We start from the raw sequence: 19,899 nt of genomic DNA on the forward strand, positions 1-19,899 counted from the left end.
GGCTGCTGGGGAAACCCTGACTCCCCGGAACCCAACGATGCTCCGAATCCACGTCCTGTGCGCCGTGTCGCTTGCTTTGTTTCTGCTCACGCCGGTGTCGGCGGCCCCCCCTGTGTTGCTCGGGGTCGATGTCCTGCAGCGGGACGGCTTCGCCCCCCTCCTCGGCAAACGCATCGGCCTGATCACCAACCACACCGGCCTCGACGCCGCGGGACGGACGACGATCGACGTGCTGAACGACGCCGACGAGGTGAATCTCGTGCGGCTCTTCGGCCCCGAACATGGCATCCGGGGCGAGCTCGATCAGTCGCAGATCAGCGACGGCACGGACGGGCCAACCGGCCTGCCGATCGTGAGCCTCTACGGGCCACGCCGCACGCCGGAGCCGGAGCATATGGAGGACCTCGACGCCCTGGTGTTCGACATCCAGGACATCGGCTGCCGTTTTTACACGTACCCCTCGACGATGAAGCTGGCGATGCGGGCGGCGGCCGACGCGGGGATCACGTTCGTGGTGCTTGATCGGCCCAACCCGATCGATGGCGCCACGATCGAGGGGCCGATGCGCGACGCCGACGGGGAGTCGTTCGTCGGCTTCCACACGGTCCCGCTGCGTCACGGCCTGACGCTCGGCGAGTTGGCCAAGCTGTTCAAGAGCGAGGGGGACGAGCGCGGGCCGATCGAGGTCAATCTAGTCGTCGTTCCCTGCGAGGGGTGGAAGCGGGCCGAGACCTGGGACCGCACCGGGCTGGTCTGGACCGACCCGTCGCCCAACATGCGGCGGCTGACGCAAGCGTTGCTCTACCCCGGCGTCGGCATCATGGAGACGACGAACATCTCGGTAGGGCGCGGGACCGATACGCCTTTCGAGGTTTTTGGGGCGCCGTGGATTGAGGACCCGCGTGAATTGGCCGCCGTTCTCAACAACGCCAACACGCCCGGCGTACGGTTTGTGCCGCGGTACTTCACGCCGACGGCGAGCAAGTTCGAGGGCGAGCGTTGCGGCGGGGTCGATGTCGTGTTGACCAACGCCAAGAAACTCAATGCGGTCGATGCCGGCATGGCGATCGCCGCGACGCTGCGGCGGCTCTACCCCGACGCGTGGGAGACCAAGAATTACAACCGCCTCTTGATCAACCAGGAGGTCTACCAAGCGGTGGTCGCCGGCGCGTCGGTGGACGAACTGCAAGGGCTCGCCCGCAAGGGGCTCGACGCCTACCGTCAACGACGCGCGGCGGTGCTTTTGTATCCCTGAACGCCTTTTCGTGGCGCTGCCCGAGGCTAGCGCCTACGGCTCATTCTTGCGTGCTTAGGCACGACGGCTTGAGCATTCATTAGGCGTCATTGGCACGCGTTGTTCCTAGAGGACAGCTAGGCGACGCGGGAAGACCGCAAGGCGGAACCAGCCAACATCGCCAACACCATCAGGACTCCCATCGGCTCTGGAACACTGAGGCTCGGCGGGGTAGTGGCGCCGTAGTTGGCGGCCCAGACATCGTAGTCACCGGCGTCGATCTCGTTGCTGTTGTCGCCATCGGCGGCGAGGTTCTCGGTCGATCCGAACGAGTCGCGATAGACCGTGTAGTCGGCGGCGTCGACTCGGCCGTCGTCGTTGTAGTCGCCGGCGAGGCCTGCGGCGAGGACTTCACCGATCAGGGTGAGCGAGAGCGTCTGCTGCTGATCTCCGGGGAGGTCTTCGCCGGAAAGGTCGAGCAGGTAGGTCGCCTCGAACAGGCCGGCGTTGCTGGTGTCCAGGAACACGTTCATCAGCCCAATCATTCCCTGCTCGATACCCGTGGGGAGCATACTGAGGAAGGAAAAGACGCCGAGGTCTCCAGCAACCGCCGAGACGCTATCCAGGTCCAAATCGGAGGCGTTGGTGGGACCTCCGAGCCCGTCGAAGTTCGTGATGGCAAAAACTTCTTGTACGATCGTGCTCCCCTCTAATTCAAACGCGCTGCTACCGACATCGACCTGGCCAAAGTCGATCGTAATGTCCGTCACAATCTCATTGCTCGCAAATGAAGCAACGGGGTGGCTGAGCACGCTGAACGAGAGATCGACCACATCGTTGCCGTCGTTCGCCCCGCGGCCGCCGCCGCCGCCGCTCGTGATGTCGAGATTGTCAATGACGACCGTCCCGGTGAAGTCCCCCGCCGTCGAGGTCGAGACGTTGAGGCCCGCGTTGAAGGTGTCGACAACGCCGGTCGCGACATTCATGGCGACCGGCCGGGCGTACTCGCCCGCATCGGTGAAGGCGGTGCCCGTCGCGGTGACCTGGTAGTAGGTGCCGTCGAGGCCGGCCTTGTTCAGGCCGATCGCCACTTGGCTCGGCGCCGAGCCGCCGACGTAGACGCGGCCCAGGTCGAGCGACTGCGTCGAGACCCCCGACGACAAAGCCGTCGTCCCGGCGATCGATAGGCGGGTGTCATTCGACTGATCAACGAAGAGGCTCCAGACGTACTCGGGATGATCGATAAACGGATTCCGGTTGTGCTGGTAGCTGTCGAAGATGATGTCGTTGCGGCGGCGTTCGAAGTCGTCCGGCGCGGCGCGGTAGTGCCAGTCGAGCAGGCTGGCGAGGTTGCCGAGCGATCCGGACGAGGTCGAGGGGTTTCCGTTCGAGAGCTCGAGGTCGGTCGTGGACGAGTCCGACCCGTCGTACCGCACGGCCATATAGAACTCGGCCCGGGCGATCATGCCGGCGTCGGCGTCGCCGGGGTACCAGTAGTCCCCTTGATACCCGTAGGGGTTGCCGTAGTTTCCGCCGAAGTTTGCGTTGCTGCGCTGGCTGTTGATCGAGTTGTCGGAAGGACGCAAATGGTGCATGTCGCTTGTGTCGGGCCCCGATGAACCGACGCCGCGGCTTTGCGGCCAGGTGTGTTCACGGTTCCAGGAATTGCCGCTGTCCCAACCGGGGATGCTGCCATTGGGGTTGATCGCCGCGACGTTGAGCGACGTCCGATCGTAGACCAGGAGCATCCGTCCCGGGTTGTTGGGGTCGGCGTCGGTGACCTGGAGGATCGACCGCAAGGAGTCGTACGAATAGACCGTGTGCCCATCGATGATGTCGTGCAGGTTCGACTTGAGCGTCGCCCCCGTGCCCGTGGCGCTGCTGTAGTACCCGGCCGGGGCGTCCCAGGGCCCCGCCACGGCCAGCGCCGCCCACAAGACGATCGCGTGCGCGAAAACGAGGGTGCGGGCAGTTACAGTGGGCATAGAGGGCGGGGCGTTTAGGGCGGGAGTCCAAACCTCCCATTGTCGCAGGACGCCCAAGTCTTGCAACGCTCTCGCAATACAAATGCGCCAAGACGTAACAAAGAAGTGGAAGGGAGATTTCCTTGCGCACGGTAGTTATCGGCCTGCTCAGCCTCTTGGGAATCGCCGCCCCGAATGGTTCTCCTTCGGCCCTCGCCGCGACGCCCGGCGAGCCACTCCCCCGCACCGGGGACGAAATCGTCGTCTGCGGACAGCTGTTCCACACGACCGCGCCGGTCGTCACCTGGATGGACCCGGGTGGCTACGACGCCTACCGCGTCGAGCGGCGGTTCGCCCCCTACGAAGAGTCCGACTGGCGAGCCAGTGAAACCGCCGCCAAGCTCGACAGCCCCAATCGCTACGGCCTCCGTAAAGAGAAGCTGACGCCCGAGCAGATCGAGAAGGTCCGGGGCGGCGGCTGGTCGCTCGACGAGTTGCAGGACGTCGTCGATCAATTCGTCATGCACTACGACGTCTGCGGCGTGAGCCGGCAGTGCTTCAAAATCTTGCACGACCACCGCTGTCTGAGCGTCCATTTCATGCTCGATGTCGACGGCACGATCTATCAGACGCTCGACCTGAAGGAGCGCGCCTGGCACGCTACCACCAGCAACGGCCGTTCGATCGGCATCGAGATCGCCCAGATCGGCGCCTACACGGCCAAGTCGCGCGGGACGCTCGACCAGTGGTACACCAAGGACGCCGAGGGGTTGATGCGGCTCACCTTCCCCCAGTGGCTGCAGACCGGCCTGCGGACCGAAAACTTCGTCGGTCATCCCGCCCGGCCCGAGATCGTTGTTGGCGAGATCCAGAACACCCTGCTGTATCAGTACGACTTCACGCCGCAGCAGTATGACTCGCTTACGAAGCTCACCGCCACGCTCTGTCGGGTCTTCCCGAAGCTGACTTGCGAGTACCCGTCCGACGAAGCGGGCCAGGTCATCCCGCACGTCCTTCCCGAGGCGCAGCTACGCGACTACCAAGGGCTGTTGGGTCACTACCACATCCAAGAGAACAAGACCGACCCCGGCCCGGCGTTCGACTGGCCCCGGGTTGCGGACGGCGCGAAGAAACTGATGGCTGACGCCGAGTGACCCGGCCCCCAGCGCCCTGGCCCCCGGCGCAGTCTTCGGCCGAGACTCCACGCGGTTGAGTGATATCGCGCGCAGGCGTGGGCAAGTCGTTGCCCGCGATGGCGGCCGCGATGACGGGGAGTTCTCGGACGAGTGCTACTCGAGTGCTACTCGACGGCGGCGACGTTTTGCCACGAGCCCGCGGCGACAGACGCCTCGACCGCTTCGAGGACGGCGACACACTGGGCGCCGTCGCGGAAGTCGGGCGCCACGTCATCGCCGCTGGCGATCGCTTGGAGCAGGTCGTAGACCCCGTGGACGAAGCTGTGCTCGTAGCCGAGCAGATGCCCGGGCGGCCACCACGCGCCGACATAGGGATGGTCCGACTCGGTCGCCATGATCCGGCGAAACCCCTGGCGGGCGGTCGGGTCGTCGGTGGAATAGTACTCCAGGACGTTCATGTCCTCGAAGTTCCACACCAGCGAGCCACGGCTCCCCGACACCTCGAATCGGTTGAAGTTCTTGCGGCCGGGGGCCATGCGCGTCGCTTCGAACGTGCCGATGGCGCCCCCCGCGAAGCGGGCGAGGAAGATCGACGCGTCGTCGACGGTGACCTTCCCTTTGCCCTTGGCGCCCGCCGCGCCCGAGGCGCCGACGCCCGACCCCGAACCGTCCGGGTAGGGGCGTTCCTCGACGAAGGTCTTCATGTCGCCGACCACCTGCGTGATCTCGTCGCCGGTGATGAAGCGTGCGAGGTCGATTGCGTGGGCGTTGAGGTCGCCGTGGGCGCCCGAGCCGGCGATCGACTTGTCCATCCGCCAGCTGTAGGGGCTCTCGGGATCGACGAGCCAGTCTTGCAGGTAAGTGGCGCGCCACTGGCGGACCTCGCCGATCTCGCCCGCCTCGACCATCTGCCGGGCCAGCGACACGGCGGGGCAGCGTCGGTAATTGAAGTTCACCATGTGCCGAACGCCTGCTTCGCGGACCGCGGCGAGCATCTTGAGGGCGTCGGCGAGCGAGTTAGCCAGCGGCTTCTCGCAAAAGACGTGCTTGCCCGCCTTGGCGGCGGCGATCGATATCAACGCGTGGGTGTCGCCCGGCGTGCAGACGTCCACGAGGCCGATGTCATCGGCGGCGACGACGTCTTGCCAATCGGTCTCGGCCCGTTCCCAGCCGAACTGCTCGGCGAAGGCCTGGGTGCCGGCCAGGTCGCGCGAGCAGACCGCCTTCATGACGGGCCGGACGGCCGGATCAAAGAACTTGCCGACCTGGAGGTAGGCGTTCGAGTGCGCCTTGCCCATGAAGCGGGCGCCGATCATCGCGACGTTGATTGTGCTTGCCATGTCGCTGCGGGATGAGGTGAAGGTCGTGGTACGGCTGAAAGGGGCATCCATCGTACCAGACCGCTCCCCGCTGGGCAGGTAGCCGATAGCGGCGTAGCGACCTCGCAGTTAGAGACGGCTCACTCTCGGCCCGTTCTGCCCCCTATCGGGGCCAGTTCTAATCGGGGCCAGTTCTAAGAGGGCGCCGAAGCGAGCCTTACGACCTCGACTTCCATTCGCAGCAGATCGACCGGATCGCCGAACTGGTTGTAGACCGCCACGTCAGCCGCGTCGCGGCCGTAGGCGATGGCGACCCGCCCCCCCTCAAGATTCGGCTGGGTCGGGTCGAACGTGTACCACCGCCCGCCGACGTAGGCCTCGAACCAGGCGTGCAGGTCCATCGGCTGCAGCGATTCGAGATACCCCACCACCATCCGGGCCGGGATCGCCAGCGCCCGGCAGAGGGCGATCCCGAGGTGCGCCATATCACGGCAGACCGCCTCGGTCCGCTGGTTCACTTCCGTGGCGCTGATGATCTGCTGCCCCGATCCCGGGACGTATTGCAGGGCGCCGCGGATGTAGTCGACGATCGCCGCGCACTGGTTGTAGCCCGGCGCCCACCCCATGGCGAGCGAAGCGGCCATCATGGTGAAGCGGTCCGATTCGCAGTACCGGCTCGGTAGCAAGAACGGCAGCGTCTCGTCGGGCAGCGATTGCACTTCGATGAACGGCAAGCCGTAGCCCGTGTCGGCGGCGTCGGCCGCCTCGATATCGGCCGAGGTGCGGATCGAGAACCGACCCATCGGAGCAACCAGACGCTGGCACAGATTGCCAAACGGGTCGGTGAACTCGACCGCCGGGACGCTGGGCGTCAGGACGTACTGCTCGCGGGCGACCCACTGCTGGGCGCCGCTCCGAGGGCGCAGCATCAGGATGAAGGGCGTCGGGGTCGAGGAGTCAAACTCGAGCAGGCAGGAAGCGTGCAGCCACATGGCGGGGTCGGTTTGGGAGGACGCAGAACGAGAGAGACCGTCGCTTTAGTTTAGTGGCGGGGAAGAGGCGCCGCCCCTTCGCCCCCCCGATGAATCGGAAATTCCCTTCGGAATCTCCGTCGGAGGCGCCTCCATTCAGAGGGGTTCTCCCCCGCCCCCGGCGGGAATTGCTATCTTCTGCGGTCATGACCGAAGAACCGACCCCCGCCGCCTCCGCCAAGCCCGATCGCTTGTTGTCGCTCGACGTCATGCGGGGCGTGACGATCCTGGCGATGATCCTCGTGAACAACCCGGGGGACTGGGGCGCGCTTTACTGGCCGCTGGGCCACGCCAAGTGGCACGGCTGGACCCCGACCGACCTGATCTTCCCGTTCTTCCTGTTCATGGTCGGCGTGGCGATGGCGTACAGCTTCGCCAAGTACACCGACGGCGCGGGCCAAGCGACTCGGGCGGTGTGGCTGCGGATCATCCGGCGCACCGTTGTGCTGATTCTGTTGGGCCTGGCGCTCAACGGCTCTGGCAGGATTCTTGGTGTGCCGTTTGGATTACAAGAGGGCTGGAATCTCGAGACGCTCCGCTGGCCGGGAGTGCTGCAACGAATCGCCTTGGGGTACTTCGGTGCGTCGGTGGTAGTTCTGACTCTTGGCCAGCGCGGCCGCTGGATCGCGGCGATCGCGCTGCTGGTGGGCTACACCGTGCTGCTGAAGACACTGCCGACCGACGTAGCGTTCGCTCAGCGGCTCGAGCCCGAGAGCAACGTGGTGCTGCGTGTCGATGAAGCAACGATCGGCCGGCAGCACATGTGGTCCGGCGCGGTGACCGATCCCGAGGGACTCCTCAGCACACTGCCAGCGATCGTGACGCCGTTGATTGGCTTTGCGGTGGGCCGACGGCTGAAGACGCGGCCGCTTACCGCCGCCGGGGCGGGCAAGCTGCTCGTCGCGGGACTCGCCATTGCGGCGTTGGGGCAGGGCTGGCACGAGCTGTGGCGGAGCGACGCGGCGCCGCTGCTAGGTATGCCGATCAACAAAGCGATGTGGACGCCGAGCTTCGTGCTGCTTGCCGGCGGCCTTGGCATGGCGATGCTCGCTGGCTGCCTGTTCGTTTTCGATCTTGCGGGGAAGAATTCGCCTGCCGTCCGGCGGGTGGCGACCGCCTTCCAGATGGTGGGGGTCAACGCGATTTTCGTGTTTGTCGCCTCCGGCTTCGTGGCGCGGGCGATGTCGCTGTTTAAGATCGGCGACCAGACCGTTAAGGGTTGGGTCTACCAGAATCTGATCGTGAGCCCGCTCGGCGCGATCGGCCTGGGCGACCCACGGCTGGCGTCGCTCGCGTTTGCGGTCGCCTTCGTCGCTTGCTGGTGGTTGGTGCTGTGGGGGATGTGGCGTCGAGGTTGGTCGATCCGCGTCTAACCATTTTTTTGCTATTCATATAAAGGGAGCCCTAAGCGCCAGCGCCGGGAGTAGCGCCACGGCCGAGTCGCTTGGTATTCCGACTCCCGGCGCTGGCGCTTAGGGCTCCCCTCTCTCTTGCTCAGGGTGCGTGTCGGATGGCGCGTCTTCTCGAAATCGAACTGGTCGTCCCGCCGCTAATGCTGCCGCAGCGGATGCGTGACCTGCTGGACGACGCGGACGACCGCATCGAAAGGTTCCACCACCGGCGCCGCGATAATCCGGCGCCGGCGTTCGTGCCGAGCGACTTTGTCGAGAGCTACCGGGCCCTGTCCCAGGTGACGGCGTTAAGCCTCGCCCCCGGCAGCCGGTTCGTCGAATGGGGGAGCGGTGTCGGCGTCGTCACCTGCCAGGCGAGCCTGCTGGGGTTCGACGCGATCGGCATCGAGATCGAGAGCGAGCTCGTCGACGAGGCCCGCGCCCTCGCCGAGGATCACAACATTGAGACCGAGTTTATCCACGGCAGCTTCGTCCCCGACGGCGGCGACGAGGTGCTCGAAGCCAATGCTTACAATTTGGCCCGTACCGTGACGTGGCTCAGCAACGACGCCCCCAGCGCGTACGACGAACTTGGCCTCGACCCCGATGACTTCGACCTCGTATTCGCGTACCCCTGGCCCGGCGAGGAAGAGACCGTCTTTGAACTCTTTGCCGAGTTCGCCGCCGTCGGCGCGCTGCTGCTGACCCATCACGGCGAAGAAGGGATGCGGTTGCAGCGGAAGCGACGGTGAGGGATTTCGGATTGCGGATTTCGGATTGGTCGGTAGGGCAGCGCGTGGCCTGCTTCGGCGTTCACCGGTTATTCGATAGACATGGCCTGCTCTAGGATACGAGTCACCGCTGCCGAATCCGCAATCCGAATTCCCCAATCCGCAATCGAATGCTCCGCTCCTCCCTCCTCGACCTCGAGCGTTACGGCCATCTACGGCGCATCGACGCGCCGGTCGACGCGTACTTGGAGGCGGCGGCCATCCATCGGCGGGTCTTTCAGGCGGGCGGGCCGGCGCTGTGGTTCACCAACGTGGCGGGCTGCCGATTCTCGATGGCGAGCAATCTGTTTGGGACGCTCGAGCGGTCGAAGTTCCTGTTCCGCCACACCTACGAGTCGGTGCAGCGCCTGATCGAGTTGAAGATCGACCCGACCCGGGCGTTGAAATCGCCGCTACGCTACGCCGGCGCGCCGCTGACGGCTTTGCGGATGCTCCCCCGCTCGGTCCGTTCGGGCCCCGTCCTGGCGAACGAGACGACGATCAGCTCGCTGCCGAACCTGACGAGCTGGCCCCGCGACGGCGGCCCGTTCGTCACGCTGCCGCAGGTCTACACCGAAGACCCCCACGCGCCGGGGCTGATGAAGTCGAACCTCGGCATGTACCGCATCCAGCTGGCGGGGAACGACTACGAGCGCGACAGCGAGATCGGATTGCACTATCAGTTGCACCGCTCGATCGGCGTCCATCAGGCGGCGGCCCGGCGACTCGGCAAGCCGTTCCGCGTCAACACGTTTATCGGCGGCCATCCGGCGATGACCCTCGCCGCGGTGATGCCGCTCCCCGAGGGGATGAGCGAGCTGACCTTTGCCGGAGCGCTGGCGGGCAGACGGATCCGCATGGCGCGGCGCCGCGACGGGCTGCCGGTCTACGCCGACGCCGACTTCGCGATCTGCGGCACGGTGATCCCGGGCGACGACGGCGAGAGCGGCCTTCCGCGGATGAGGCCCGAGGGGCCGTTTGGCGATCACCTCGGTTACTACTCGCTGCAGCACCCGTTCCCCGTGATGCGTGTCGAGCGCGTTTATCACCGCAACGACGCGGTCTGGGCTTTCACGGTGGTGGGCCGCCCGCCGCAAGAAGACACCGCCTTCGGGGAATTGATTCACGACCTCACCGGCCCCGTGATCCCGACGGTGCTCCCCGGTGTGCTCGGCGTCAATGCGGTCGACGCCGCCGGCGTTCACCCGCTGCTGTTGGCCGTGGGGAGTGAACGATACATGCCATTCTACGGCGAACCGCGTCCCCAAGAGATCCTCACGCAAGCGTCGGCGATCCTCGGCCAGGGTCAGCTGTCGCTCGCCAAGTTCTTGTTCATCGTCGACGCCGGCTGTTGGCCGCAACGGGACGACGCCCTGCACGATCTGCATGCGATCAGGCCGTTCCTCGAAGCGGTGCTCCGCCGCGCCAACTGGACGCGCGACCTGCACTTCCAGACCCAGACGACGATCGACACGCTCGACTACTCGGGTGACTCGATCAACGCCGGCTCAAAGCTCGTCGTCGCGGCGGCGGGGCCGGCCAAGTTCGACCTCGCGACCGAGCTGTCCGCTGGCGGAACGCTGCCCGACGGCTTTGGCGACGCCCGCGTCGTCATGCCGGGGGTCGTCGCGGTGCGTGGGCCGCGGCTGCCGGCGCCGTCGTTCGACTACGACGCGTCGCGTCGCGGCGACCAGTCGGGCGAGGCGGTCGAGGTCGCGGGGCTGGCGGACTCCCACGCCGGCGCCCGGGCCGAGATCGATCGGCTCTGCCGCGGCCTGCCGCTCGACCACCCGCTCTGCCGGTTCCGGCTGATCGTCGTCGCGGACGACCCCGACTTCGTCGCGGCGACGAGTGGGCGGGAGGGGATCGGCAATTTCCTCTGGGCCGTTTTCACCCGGGCGAACCCGGCCGCCGACGTGTGGGGCGTCAAACCGTTTGTCCGTCAGAAGCACTGGGGGTGTCTCGGCCCGCTAGTGATCGACGCCCGGGTGAAGCCCCACCACGCCCCCCTGATGGAGGAAGACCCCGCCATCACGGCGAAAATCGAGGCGATGGCGGCCTCGGGCGGCCCGCTCCAGGGGCTTTTTTAGACCGACTCCGCTGGGGGAACGGCTTTGCTCCGGCCTACGGGCGGCGTAGGCTTTTGGGGCCCGGTACGGGTTTTCCTTCCGTTGTCTCCAGGTCTTGTCGCCATGCGCGTCTCGCTTTTCTTGTTGGTCGGCCTCGCCTACGCGGGCAACGCCGGGTGCGAAGGTCTCGCGACCGAGGTCGAACAGGTGGAGGCCCGTAGCGAGGCGGCGTCGCCCGCAGCCGACGGCGAGGGCGCGGTGGCCTCTGCCGCCGAAGACGACGAGTTGCTGTCGATCGGCTCGAAGGCGCCGGCGCTCGACATCGCGAACTGGTACAGCGGCGACGCGCCCGAAGGTCCCGTCACGTTCGAGTCGGGCAACGTCTATGTGGTCGAGTTCTGGGCAACGTGGTGCGGCCCCTGCGTGATGAGCATGCCGCACCTCGCCGAGCTACAAAAGGAGTACGCCGACAAGGACGTCACCATCATCAGCGTCAGCGACGAGGACGCCGAGACGGTCAACGCGTTCCTCGAACTCCCCGTCCGCGGTTCGAAGGCCGAGGAGCCCCCGACCTACGGCGAACTGACCAGCGCTTACCGGCTCACGTCGGACCCCGATGGCTCGACGAGCGCCGACTACATGGAAGCCGCCGCCCAGGCGGGAATCCCCACCGCGTTCCTCGTCGGCAAGACAGGTCTCGTCGAATGGATCGGCCACCCCATGCAGATGGACCGCGTTCTCGACGCGATCGTCAGCGACGCCTGGGACCGCGCGGCGTTCGCGAAAGAGTTCCGCGAGCAGCAACGGCTGGACAAGCTGCAGACCGACGCGATCGCCGCCTTGCGGAGTGGCGACTTCGCGGCGGCCAGAGAGCTCGCCAAGGATATGGCGGAAAGCACCGAGGACCCGGCGAAGAAGCAGCTCGCCAGCCGCCTGTTGGAGTTCGCCGACCAAGCCGAGTCGCAACAGATCATGATGACCGACCCCGAGCGCGCCGTCGGCGAGTTCGATAAGATGCTCGTACGGCTCGACAACGACCCGCGGGCGGTCAACCAACTCGCCTGGGGCGTCTACAAGATGGCCGCGTCGGGCGCGCCGCTCCGCAACGACCTGTTGCAGGCCGCCGCCGACGCCACCGAAGGGTTGCTGACCGACGACGACCCGCAAGCAAACCTGCTCGACACCATCTCTCACCTCTACCACCAGATGGGCGAGCTTGACCAAGCCATCGCCTACCAAGAGCGCGCCCTGACCGCGTCGCAAGAAGCCGACGCCGACGCCCCGCAGCCCGAGATCGAGGCGTTCCTCGAACAACTCAAGGCCGAGAAAGCCGGCGAGTCGTCCGACGACGCGGAGGACGACGCCGCCGCGGGCATCTGAGCCGTTCCCCCGAACTCCCACGGCTCATCGCGAACGGACGCATGGAAGACTGGCTCCCCAACCTGTTCGAGGGCTTCAAACGCACGCCATGGTGGCTCGAGCTGGCGCCGTGGTGGGCGGCCGCCGTTTGGTTCGCCGCGGTCGGCGGTTGCATCGGCAGCTTCTTGAATGTCGTCGCATTGCGGAGCCCGCGCGGCGAGGACATCGTCGCTCAGCCAAGCGCCTGCCCCGTCTGTGGCCATAAGATCCGCCCGTGGCATAACCTGCCGATCGTTGGCTACCTGCTGCTCGGCGGCCGCTGCCGCGACTGCCACACGCCAATCCCGATCCGCTACTTCCTCTGGGAGGTGGCGTTTGCGCTACTCTTCGCGGTGGCGGGGATGTGGAGTGTCGGCCGTTTTTTCCGCTAACCGCACCTCGAGTTGAGCCGTCGGCGCTAGCCGCGGGTAGCGCCACGTTCGACACACCGTCCAAAGGGCATTCGCCCCATCAGCTATGCTGAACGGGTTGCCCCTCCCCCCTGCCCCCCTTTCTGAAACGGAGGGGGGTGATCGGCCACTCTAATTTTCCTGCAGCCTCCAGCCACCCCTCATCATATGCGACTCACCTTCCACGGCGCCGCCGGCACCGTTACTGGCAGCAAGTACCTGCTCGAAACCGACGGCGCAACGGTGCTGATCGACTGCGGGCTCTTCCAAGGCGTCAAGAAGCTCCGCGAGATGAATTGGGAAGACACCCCGTTCAAAGTGGGGGAGGTCGACGCCGTGCTGCTGACGCACGCCCACCTCGACCACGTCGGCTACCTGCCGCGGATCGTTAAGGAAGGCTTCAACGGGCCGATCTATTGCACCGCCGCGACGGTGAAGCTGGCCGAGCTGATCCTGCTCGACTCGGCGAAGATCCAAGAGGCGGACGCCGCCTACGCCAACAAGAAGGGCTTCAGCAAGCACAATCCGGCGCTGCCGCTCTACACGGGCCGCGACGTCATCGAGACCGTCAAGCTCTTCCACGAAACGCCGATCGAGGACTGGCGCCACATCGCCGGGCCGGTCTGGGCCAAGTGGCGCGACGCGGGTCACCTGCTCGGCTCGTGCCTCATCGAGATCGAGGTCCGCGAAGAGAAAAAGACGACTCGCCTCGTCTTCTCGGGCGACGTCGGCCGCTACGACGGGCCGCTCTACTTCGACCCAGCGCCGCCGCCCGAGTGCGACTACCTCGTCTGTGAGAGCACCTACGGCAACCGCGACCATCCCGACGCCAGCCTGCTCGACGGTCTCGATGAGGTCGTGCAGCGTGGCATTGGGCGAGGCGGCGTGATGCTGATGGCGTCGTTCGCGGTGGGCCGCGCGCAGCAGTTGATCTACTTGCTGCAAGTGCTCAAGTGCGAGGGACGGATCCCCGACCTGCCGATCTATCTCGACAGCCCGATGAGCGTCAACGCGACGAAGATCTATCGCGAGCACTGCGACGAGCACGACCTCACCGAGGCGCAGCTCTGCGGCGTCGCGGGGAGTTGCCAGGTCGGCGACCGCCCGGTCCTCGGCGGCGACGCGGTCCATCTCTGCAAGACCGTCGAGGAGTCGAAGGCGCTGAACAGCGTCCCCGGCCCGGCGATCATCATCAGCTCGAGCGGCATGATGACGGCCGGCCGGATTGTGCATCACCTCAAGAAGCGGCTCCCCGACCCGAAGACCACGGTCATCCTCGGCGGTTACATGGCGGTCGGCACCCGTGGCCGGCGGCTCGAAGAGGGCGAGCCAACCATCCGCATGCACGGCGAGGACATCCCGGTGCGGGCCGCGATCGAAAAAGTCCCCGGCCTCTCGGGCCACGCCGACCGTTCGGGCCTGCTGCGGTGGCTGAGCCATATCAAAACGGCGCCGAAGCAGACCTTCCTCACCCACGGCGAGCCCGACAGCGCCGCGGCCCTCGCCGCGACGCTCCGCAAAGAGCGGGGTTGGGAAGTGACCGTCCCGGCGATGGCGGAGTCGGCTGAACTAAAGTGAGTGATAGAGACTCGCGCAGAGATGCAGAGGATTGCACAACACTTTCGGTGTCGGATGATCTCCTCTGCGTCTCCGCGTCTCTGCGCGATATCCTATCCCCCGCCGCGGTCGAGGACGACGCGGCTCACGCCCACCCGATTGCTAGCACCGCCTAGCGCCTGACCACTAGCGACGAGCGCCCCCTCCCAATGCCCAATAAGCCCTCCAAAGACATCGGCTCGGCCGCCCGCAAGCCGCCGGAGCCGATGGACGTCGCGCCCGACTTCTCGCTCGACGCCCACCGGGTCGCGCTGCCGCCCGAGGTCGAGGCCAACCGCCAGGCGATCCTGGCGTCGCCCACCTACGTCCTGGCGGAGAAGGACACCAACTGGCTCCGCGACGCGGCGATGCGGCCCGTGCGGATGCAGCTCGAGCTGCAGAAGACCGAGCTGCTGCTTTCCCGGGCGGGCGTCAAGAGCACGGTGGTCGTCTTCGGCGGCACGCAGATCGTCCCCCACGAGGAGGCTGAGCAGAAGCTCGCCGCCGCCCAGGCGGAGCTCGACGCCAACCCCGACAGCCACCTAGCAAAGCGCGGCGTGGTGCGGGCCGAGGCGCGGCTGAAGAAGAGCCGCTTCTACAACGAGTGCCGCGAATTCGCGAAGCTGGTCAGCGGCCGCTGCCAGATCGACGGCAAGTGCGAGTTTGTCGTCACCACCGGCGGCGGCCCCGGCGTGATGGAGGCGGGCAACCGCGGCGCGTTCGAGATTGGCGCCAAGTCGATCGGCCTCAACATCGAGCTGCCGCACGAGCAAGAGCCCAACCCGTACATCACGCCGGAGCTCTGCTTCGAGTTCCACTACTTCGCGATGCGGAAGTTCCACTTTATCTTGCGCGCCGCGGCGTTGGTCGTCTTCCCCGGCGGCTTCGGCACGCTCGACGAGTTGTTCAACTGCCTCTGCCTCCGCCAGACCGGCCGCATGCAGGCGATCCCGATCATCCTCTACGGCAAGGAGTACTGGGACTCGGTGATCAACTTCCAGTCGCTCGCCGACGAAGGCGTCATCGCCGACGAACACCTCGACCTGATCAGCTACGCCGAGACGCCCGAAGAGGCTTGGGGAATCATCGCGAAGTTTCACAGTATCGAGTGACGGCCGCGAGGAACTTGCGTAGCGCGTAGGCAACGCCCTCGGCGGCGTTCCGAGCGCCAGGTTCTCGCCCCGCAGCGTAATGCTCCAAGCGCCTACCGGGTACCGCCGGATGCCGACAACGCTCTTTAAGCGGTGGTGGCTCATCGCGATTGCCCTCTACGCGACGCCGGCGGACGCCACTACCCGCAACGTGACGAGCACGGCGGAGTTCGCCACGGCGCTGGCGGCTGCTCAGCCGGGCGACACCATTTCGCTGCGGCCGGGCGTCTACAACGGCGGCCACTTCCGGGCCGGCCTTACCGACGTGACGATCCGCGGCGCCACCGGCGACCCCCACGCGCCCGAGGAGATCGTGTTCCGAGGGGGCGTCAACGGCATCCAGCTCTCCGACGCCAGCGGCGTCACGCTCGAGGGGCTTACCTTTGAGCAGCAATCCGGCAATGGAATCAACATCGATGACGGCGGTACGTTCGCCACGCCATCGACCAACATCACCTTGCGGAATGTGACGGTCCGCGACATGGCGGCCTCCGGCAACAACGATGGCGTCAAGCTCTCGGGCGTCACCGGCTTCTTGCTCGACCGAGTGAAGGTCTTTAACTGGGGGGCCAGCGGTAGCGCAATCGATCCGGTGGGGTCGCACAACGGCGTGATCCAGAACTCGCACTTCCGCAGTGTCACGCTTACCGACAACGGCAGCGGGGTGAGGCCCAAGGGGGGCAGAAAGAATATCTCGGTCCGCAGCAGCCTGTTCGAGTTGCCCGCCGGCGCGGGCCGCGCCCTGCAAGCGGGCGGCTCGACCGGCAGCGAGTTCTTCCGCTTCATCGACGGAGACAGCGGCTACGAAGCGGACGAGATCACGTTCGTTGGCAACCGGGTGATCGGCGGCTCAAGCTCGATGAACTGGGTCAATATCGACGGGGGCGTCGCCCGCTACAACGACTTCCGACAGCCGTCGCGCTGGGCGATGCGGATCCTCAACGAGAACCCGGGCGCGACGATCATCGACACCAGCAACGGCGTCTTCACCGACAACTACGTCGAGTACGACGGCGCCGCCTGGAGCCAAGCTGTGAATGTCGGTTCGGAGGTCAACGCCTCTTCGTTCACGTTCGCCCGCAACAAATGGCGGAACACGGCTAACCCCACTTCGACCGGTTCGATCGTGACGCTCCCCGTTCCCGAGACGGACGGCGAGTACGGCGTCGGAGCGCCTTGGGGTGTTGGGTTCGCGATGCGATGGGAGCTCGATTGGGGTGTCTGGGTCGTCGGCGTCGATGCCGATTCGGCCACAACGGCCGCCTTTACGGTTCCCCATTTCCGTGAGTATCTGATCGCCGCCAAGGCTGACGGGAGCGAGTTCGATCCGCTGTCAAATGATCCGCTGTCGGGCGATTGGCTGGTGAGGCCAGCCGAACTCGGGCTCGAAGTCGGGGCATTCCGAGACTTTGTGCTAATCCGCCCCGAGGACTGTTCGATCTGCTCGACGCTAAGCGGCGACTACGACCGCAGCGGTGTGGTGGACCCAGGCGACCGACTGCTGTGGGCGGAAAGCTATGGCTACACGGGAGACGCCCCGCTGGCCGATGGCAATGGCGACGGTGTCGTCGACGCCGCCGACTACACCGTGTGGCGCGACGCCTACGCGGCGTCGCTCGCGACGGCCGCCGTACCGGAGCCGACTTCCGCCACGCTACTCTTGTTCGGACTCGCCTGGCGGCAAATGCGGCGCCGTCGGGGGTAGAATTGCGGCTCGCGGGCAGGTCACGATAGGAGGACAATCCACCCCCCCCGAGGTTGACCGACGTGTTCCGCCCGCTGTTGCTTGCCGCTTTCTGTTTCGGTTTGGCCCTACCGTCCGTCGCCGCCGAGCGCGTGATGGTGGGCTACTTCGCCACCTTCGGTGACTTGCCGGTCGAGCAGATCCCTTGGAAGTCGCTGACGCACGTCTGCCACGCCTTCCTGCGGGTCGACGCCCAGGGGAAGCTCGTCACGACCGAGGCGATGCCCAACGCGGCCCTTACCGCCGACGGGCGGAAGAACGGCGTTCCGGTGATCGTCACCATTGGCGGGGGCGTCACGGTCTCGGGGCTCGAGAAGGCAACCGTTGACGCCGCCTCGATGCAGGCGTTCGTGGGCGAAGTCCTCAAGGTGGTGCGCGACGGCAAGTACGACGGGGTCGATCTTGATTGGGAATGGCCACGCGACGAGGCGACCGGGGCGGCGCACGGGCGGCTGATCCGCGAACTCCGCCGCCAACTCGACGCCGAGGCGAAGAAGTCATCACGCCCGACCCGCTACCTGCTGACGGCGACGGTCAACCCGACGGAGTTTTTCGGGCAATGGGTCGACGCCGAGACGGTGGCGACGCAGGTCGATTGGCTGAGCGTCATGGCGTACGACATGGCGGGGCCCTGGTCGCCGCACGCGGCGCATCACGCCCCCCTCTTCCCGTCGTCGAAGGACCCCGAGCAGGCGACCCGGAGCGTCGCCGCCGCGATGCGTTACTGGGAGTCCGATCGGGGCGTACCGAAGTCGAAGCTCGTTGTTGGCGTCCCGTTGTATGCGCGGTCAATGCCGGCCCAGTCGCCGTTCGAGCCGCTCGATACGGAGTTGGCGCGCCACCACCGCGCGCTGCCGTTCGCCGCGGTGCGGAAGCTTGTGGGCGAAGGGTGGCGAGCCGAGTGGGACAACGAGAGCCGCGCCCCGTGGCTCAGCCGCCCCGAAGCAGAGAAGCCCGCCGCGGCGGCCTCGCCCCTGACGCCGGTCGACCCCGACGTCTACGACGGCCCCGTGTTGATCAGCTACGACGACCGCAACTCGGTCTTCGGCAAGGCGACCTGGGCGCGCGAGCAGGGTTACCGGGGCCTGTTCTTCTGGGCGCTCCATCAGGACCGGATGCCGGACGATCGCCACTGGTTGCTGGAGGCGGCGGACAAGGCCTGGCCGGCGGAGTGACCCGGCCCTTCGCGATCAGCAGACCCGTCGCGATCAGCGGTCGAGTTCAACAACGACCGACGTCACCGACTCGGGCGGCGCTGTGAAACGGAGCGATTCGTCCTGCTCGACGGCGACGACGGTCCGGGCCTCATCGACCGACGAGCTCGACCCCTCGGCGGTTCCGATGACGGGCGTGGCGCCGCGGACCCCAACGCGACACGGTCGTGGGGCGTCATCGTCGTTGACGACGACTACCATGAGACGCTGGTCGTTTGACGACACCGCGGCGACGACCGCGGCGTCGGCCGTTGGCACGATGCGGTCTCCCGGTCGGATCCGCCGTGTGAATTGTGAGTAGAGCCCGTAGTTGGAGTTCGGCCGGAAGGTCTCGGTTGGATCGTCGAGATGGAAGCAACTCCACTGCGAGGAGACGTCGACGACCTGCCACATGACCCAGGCGGTGGGCCGCAGTTCATTGAGGTCAAGGGCGACACGACGCATCATTGCGAGCAGAACGCCGCCACCCCGTTTGCGAAGTCCCATCGGTCCCGACTCGGACTGCCAAAGCCGTTTGCCCTCAGTCGCGGCGAAGTCGCTCAACTCGCGCCGCTGTGAGCCGCGGTAGGTGTGGGTGTTGATTTGTCCGACCGTAGCGAGCGCCGCGGGCGTCAGCCGCTGGGCGTTGTGGAGCGCCAGGTCGATCGAGTGGGCGTCGGTGGCGGCGAGGGTGGTTGTTTTGTCGAGCCCGCGCTCAGCAAGGGCCTGCGACACGGCGAGGAGGACGGCCGACTGCTGCCCCTCGGGGACGTGGCAACCCTCTTGGTTGCCGGAGGTGTTCCACCACGGCTGGTTGGGTTCGTTAAACGGGTCGAGCGAGCGGAACACCAGGCCGTGGCGGTCGCGGTAGGCGGCGAGCACGTTGGTGAGGTACGCGGCGAAATCGTCCACCCGGTCGTCGGCCAGGTTGGGCTGGCCCAGGACCCCACCCGCCGCACAGCCGCTGCGCGTCATCCAGTAGGGGGGGCTGTTGCTGAAGGCTTCAAGGACCGCGTCGGGAACGCGGCTCACGAGCATTTCCAGGACGCGGCGTTGCCGCTCGTCGGCGTTGGGGTCGAGCGGCGCGTCGGGGCCGGCCTGGAAGCCGGGCAAGTCGGCGTACCGCCGGAAGTGATTGTGGTCGGGCGCCTCGCCACCGCCGATGTTGTAGCGGAAGACCGAGAGCCCCAAGCCGTCGACCGGGTCGGTGATCGCGTCGAGCAGCGGCCCAAGCGATTCGTCACGCCACCCGCCGACACGATGGGCCCACCAGCAGAGGCTCGTCCCCCAACCCTCGAAGGCGTACGCCTCGGGGGAGTCCACGTCGATCGTCAGCGCAACCTCGGCGCGCGTCGATTGAAATGCGATCAAGACCAACATCAAGATCGGCAGAGACTTCATGCGGAAATCCACGGGATGCGGAACGCCACGGGGGACTTAGGAACGCGTCGCACTATTCTGTCCCGCCGTTGAGGCGATTGCGACCGTCCCGG

At 66.4% G+C, this 19,899-nt stretch carries 15 protein-coding genes; 11 read left to right on the forward strand and 4 right to left on the reverse strand.

What is annotated here, in order from left to right:
• Positions 1 to 37 precede the first annotated feature (37 nt).
• Positions 38 to 1,255, forward strand: a complete 1,218-nt coding sequence (locus Pla108_RS03865; RefSeq protein WP_146443194.1) for an exo-beta-N-acetylmuramidase NamZ family protein — start codon at positions 38 to 40, stop codon at positions 1,253 to 1,255.
• A gap of 116 nt (positions 1,256 to 1,371) precedes the next feature.
• On the opposite strand, the gene Pla108_RS03870 is transcribed toward Pla108_RS03865, so the two are convergent.
• Positions 1,372 to 3,219 (reverse strand): endonuclease, encoded by a 1,848-nt coding sequence (locus tag Pla108_RS03870; protein WP_146443196.1) that lies wholly within the window; start codon positions 3,217 to 3,219, stop codon positions 1,372 to 1,374.
• Positions 3,220 to 3,341: 122 nt separating this feature from the next.
• Here Pla108_RS03870 and Pla108_RS03875 point away from each other — a divergent pair, with 122 nt between their 5' ends.
• Complete coding sequence (locus tag Pla108_RS03875; protein WP_197526219.1) at positions 3,342 to 4,352, forward strand: N-acetylmuramoyl-L-alanine amidase; 1,011 nt, start codon at positions 3,342 to 3,344, stop codon at positions 4,350 to 4,352.
• A gap of 146 nt (positions 4,353 to 4,498) precedes the next feature.
• Here Pla108_RS03875 and Pla108_RS03880 read toward each other — a convergent pair whose 3' ends face one another.
• Both Pla108_RS03880 and Pla108_RS03885 read right to left on the reverse strand, forming a co-directional pair.
• Entirely contained in the window at positions 4,499 to 5,674 is a 1,176-nt protein-coding gene (locus tag Pla108_RS03880; protein WP_146443198.1) for a Gfo/Idh/MocA family protein, read from the reverse strand.
• 173 nt (positions 5,675 to 5,847) lie between these two features.
• Complete coding sequence (locus Pla108_RS03885; RefSeq protein ID WP_146443201.1) at positions 5,848 to 6,645, reverse strand: transglutaminase domain-containing protein; 798 nt, start codon at positions 6,643 to 6,645, stop codon at positions 5,848 to 5,850.
• Positions 6,646 to 6,830: 185 nt separating this feature from the next.
• Between Pla108_RS03885 and Pla108_RS03890 the strand changes: the two genes are divergently transcribed.
• The 9 genes from Pla108_RS03890 to Pla108_RS03930 all read left to right on the forward strand — a co-directional run bounded on the left by Pla108_RS03890 (position 6,831) and on the right by Pla108_RS03930 (position 18,388).
• Positions 6,831 to 8,057 (forward strand): acyltransferase family protein, encoded by a 1,227-nt coding sequence (locus Pla108_RS03890; protein ID WP_197526220.1) that lies wholly within the window; start codon positions 6,831 to 6,833, stop codon positions 8,055 to 8,057.
• A 137-nt stretch (positions 8,058 to 8,194) separates the two neighbouring features.
• Entirely contained in the window at positions 8,195 to 8,827 is a 633-nt protein-coding gene (locus Pla108_RS03895; protein ID WP_146443204.1) for a hypothetical protein, read from the forward strand.
• 149 nt (positions 8,828 to 8,976) lie between these two features.
• On the forward strand, positions 8,977 to 10,935 hold the full coding sequence (locus Pla108_RS03900) for a UbiD family decarboxylase (protein ID WP_197526221.1): 1,959 nt from the start codon (positions 8,977 to 8,979) through the stop codon (positions 10,933 to 10,935).
• Between the two features lie 102 nt (positions 10,936 to 11,037).
• Entirely contained in the window at positions 11,038 to 12,294 is a 1,257-nt protein-coding gene (locus Pla108_RS03905; protein WP_146443208.1) for a TlpA disulfide reductase family protein, read from the forward strand.
• Between the two features lie 41 nt (positions 12,295 to 12,335).
• A complete protein-coding gene (locus Pla108_RS03910; RefSeq protein ID WP_146443211.1) occupies positions 12,336 to 12,704 on the forward strand; it encodes a prepilin peptidase in 369 nt (122 codons plus the stop codon).
• A gap of 186 nt (positions 12,705 to 12,890) precedes the next feature.
• Positions 12,891 to 14,300: an MBL fold metallo-hydrolase RNA specificity domain-containing protein gene (locus Pla108_RS03915; protein WP_146443213.1), complete on the forward strand. Its 1,410-nt coding sequence runs from the start codon at positions 12,891 to 12,893 to the stop codon at positions 14,298 to 14,300.
• Between the two features lie 188 nt (positions 14,301 to 14,488).
• On the forward strand, positions 14,489 to 15,430 hold the full coding sequence (locus Pla108_RS03920) for an LOG family protein (protein WP_231934281.1): 942 nt from the start codon (positions 14,489 to 14,491) through the stop codon (positions 15,428 to 15,430).
• Positions 15,431 to 15,509: 79 nt separating this feature from the next.
• On the forward strand, positions 15,510 to 17,174 hold the full coding sequence (locus Pla108_RS03925) for a right-handed parallel beta-helix repeat-containing protein (RefSeq protein ID WP_146443215.1): 1,665 nt from the start codon (positions 15,510 to 15,512) through the stop codon (positions 17,172 to 17,174).
• Positions 17,175 to 17,236: 62 nt separating this feature from the next.
• Positions 17,237 to 18,388 carry a glycoside hydrolase family 18 protein gene (locus Pla108_RS03930; RefSeq protein WP_146443218.1) on the forward strand — a complete coding sequence of 384 codons (1,152 nt, stop codon included), beginning with the start codon at positions 17,237 to 17,239 and terminating at the stop codon, positions 18,386 to 18,388.
• Between the two features lie 33 nt (positions 18,389 to 18,421).
• On the opposite strand, the gene Pla108_RS03935 is transcribed toward Pla108_RS03930, so the two are convergent.
• On the reverse strand, positions 18,422 to 19,807 hold the full coding sequence (locus tag Pla108_RS03935; RefSeq protein ID WP_146443220.1) for a glycoside hydrolase: 1,386 nt from the start codon (positions 19,805 to 19,807) through the stop codon (positions 18,422 to 18,424).
• Positions 19,808 to 19,899 lie beyond the last annotated feature (92 nt).

The sequence above is a fragment of the Botrimarina colliarenosi genome, assembly GCF_007859955.1.
GTDB lineage: Bacteria > Planctomycetota > Planctomycetia > Pirellulales > Lacipirellulaceae > Botrimarina > Botrimarina colliarenosi.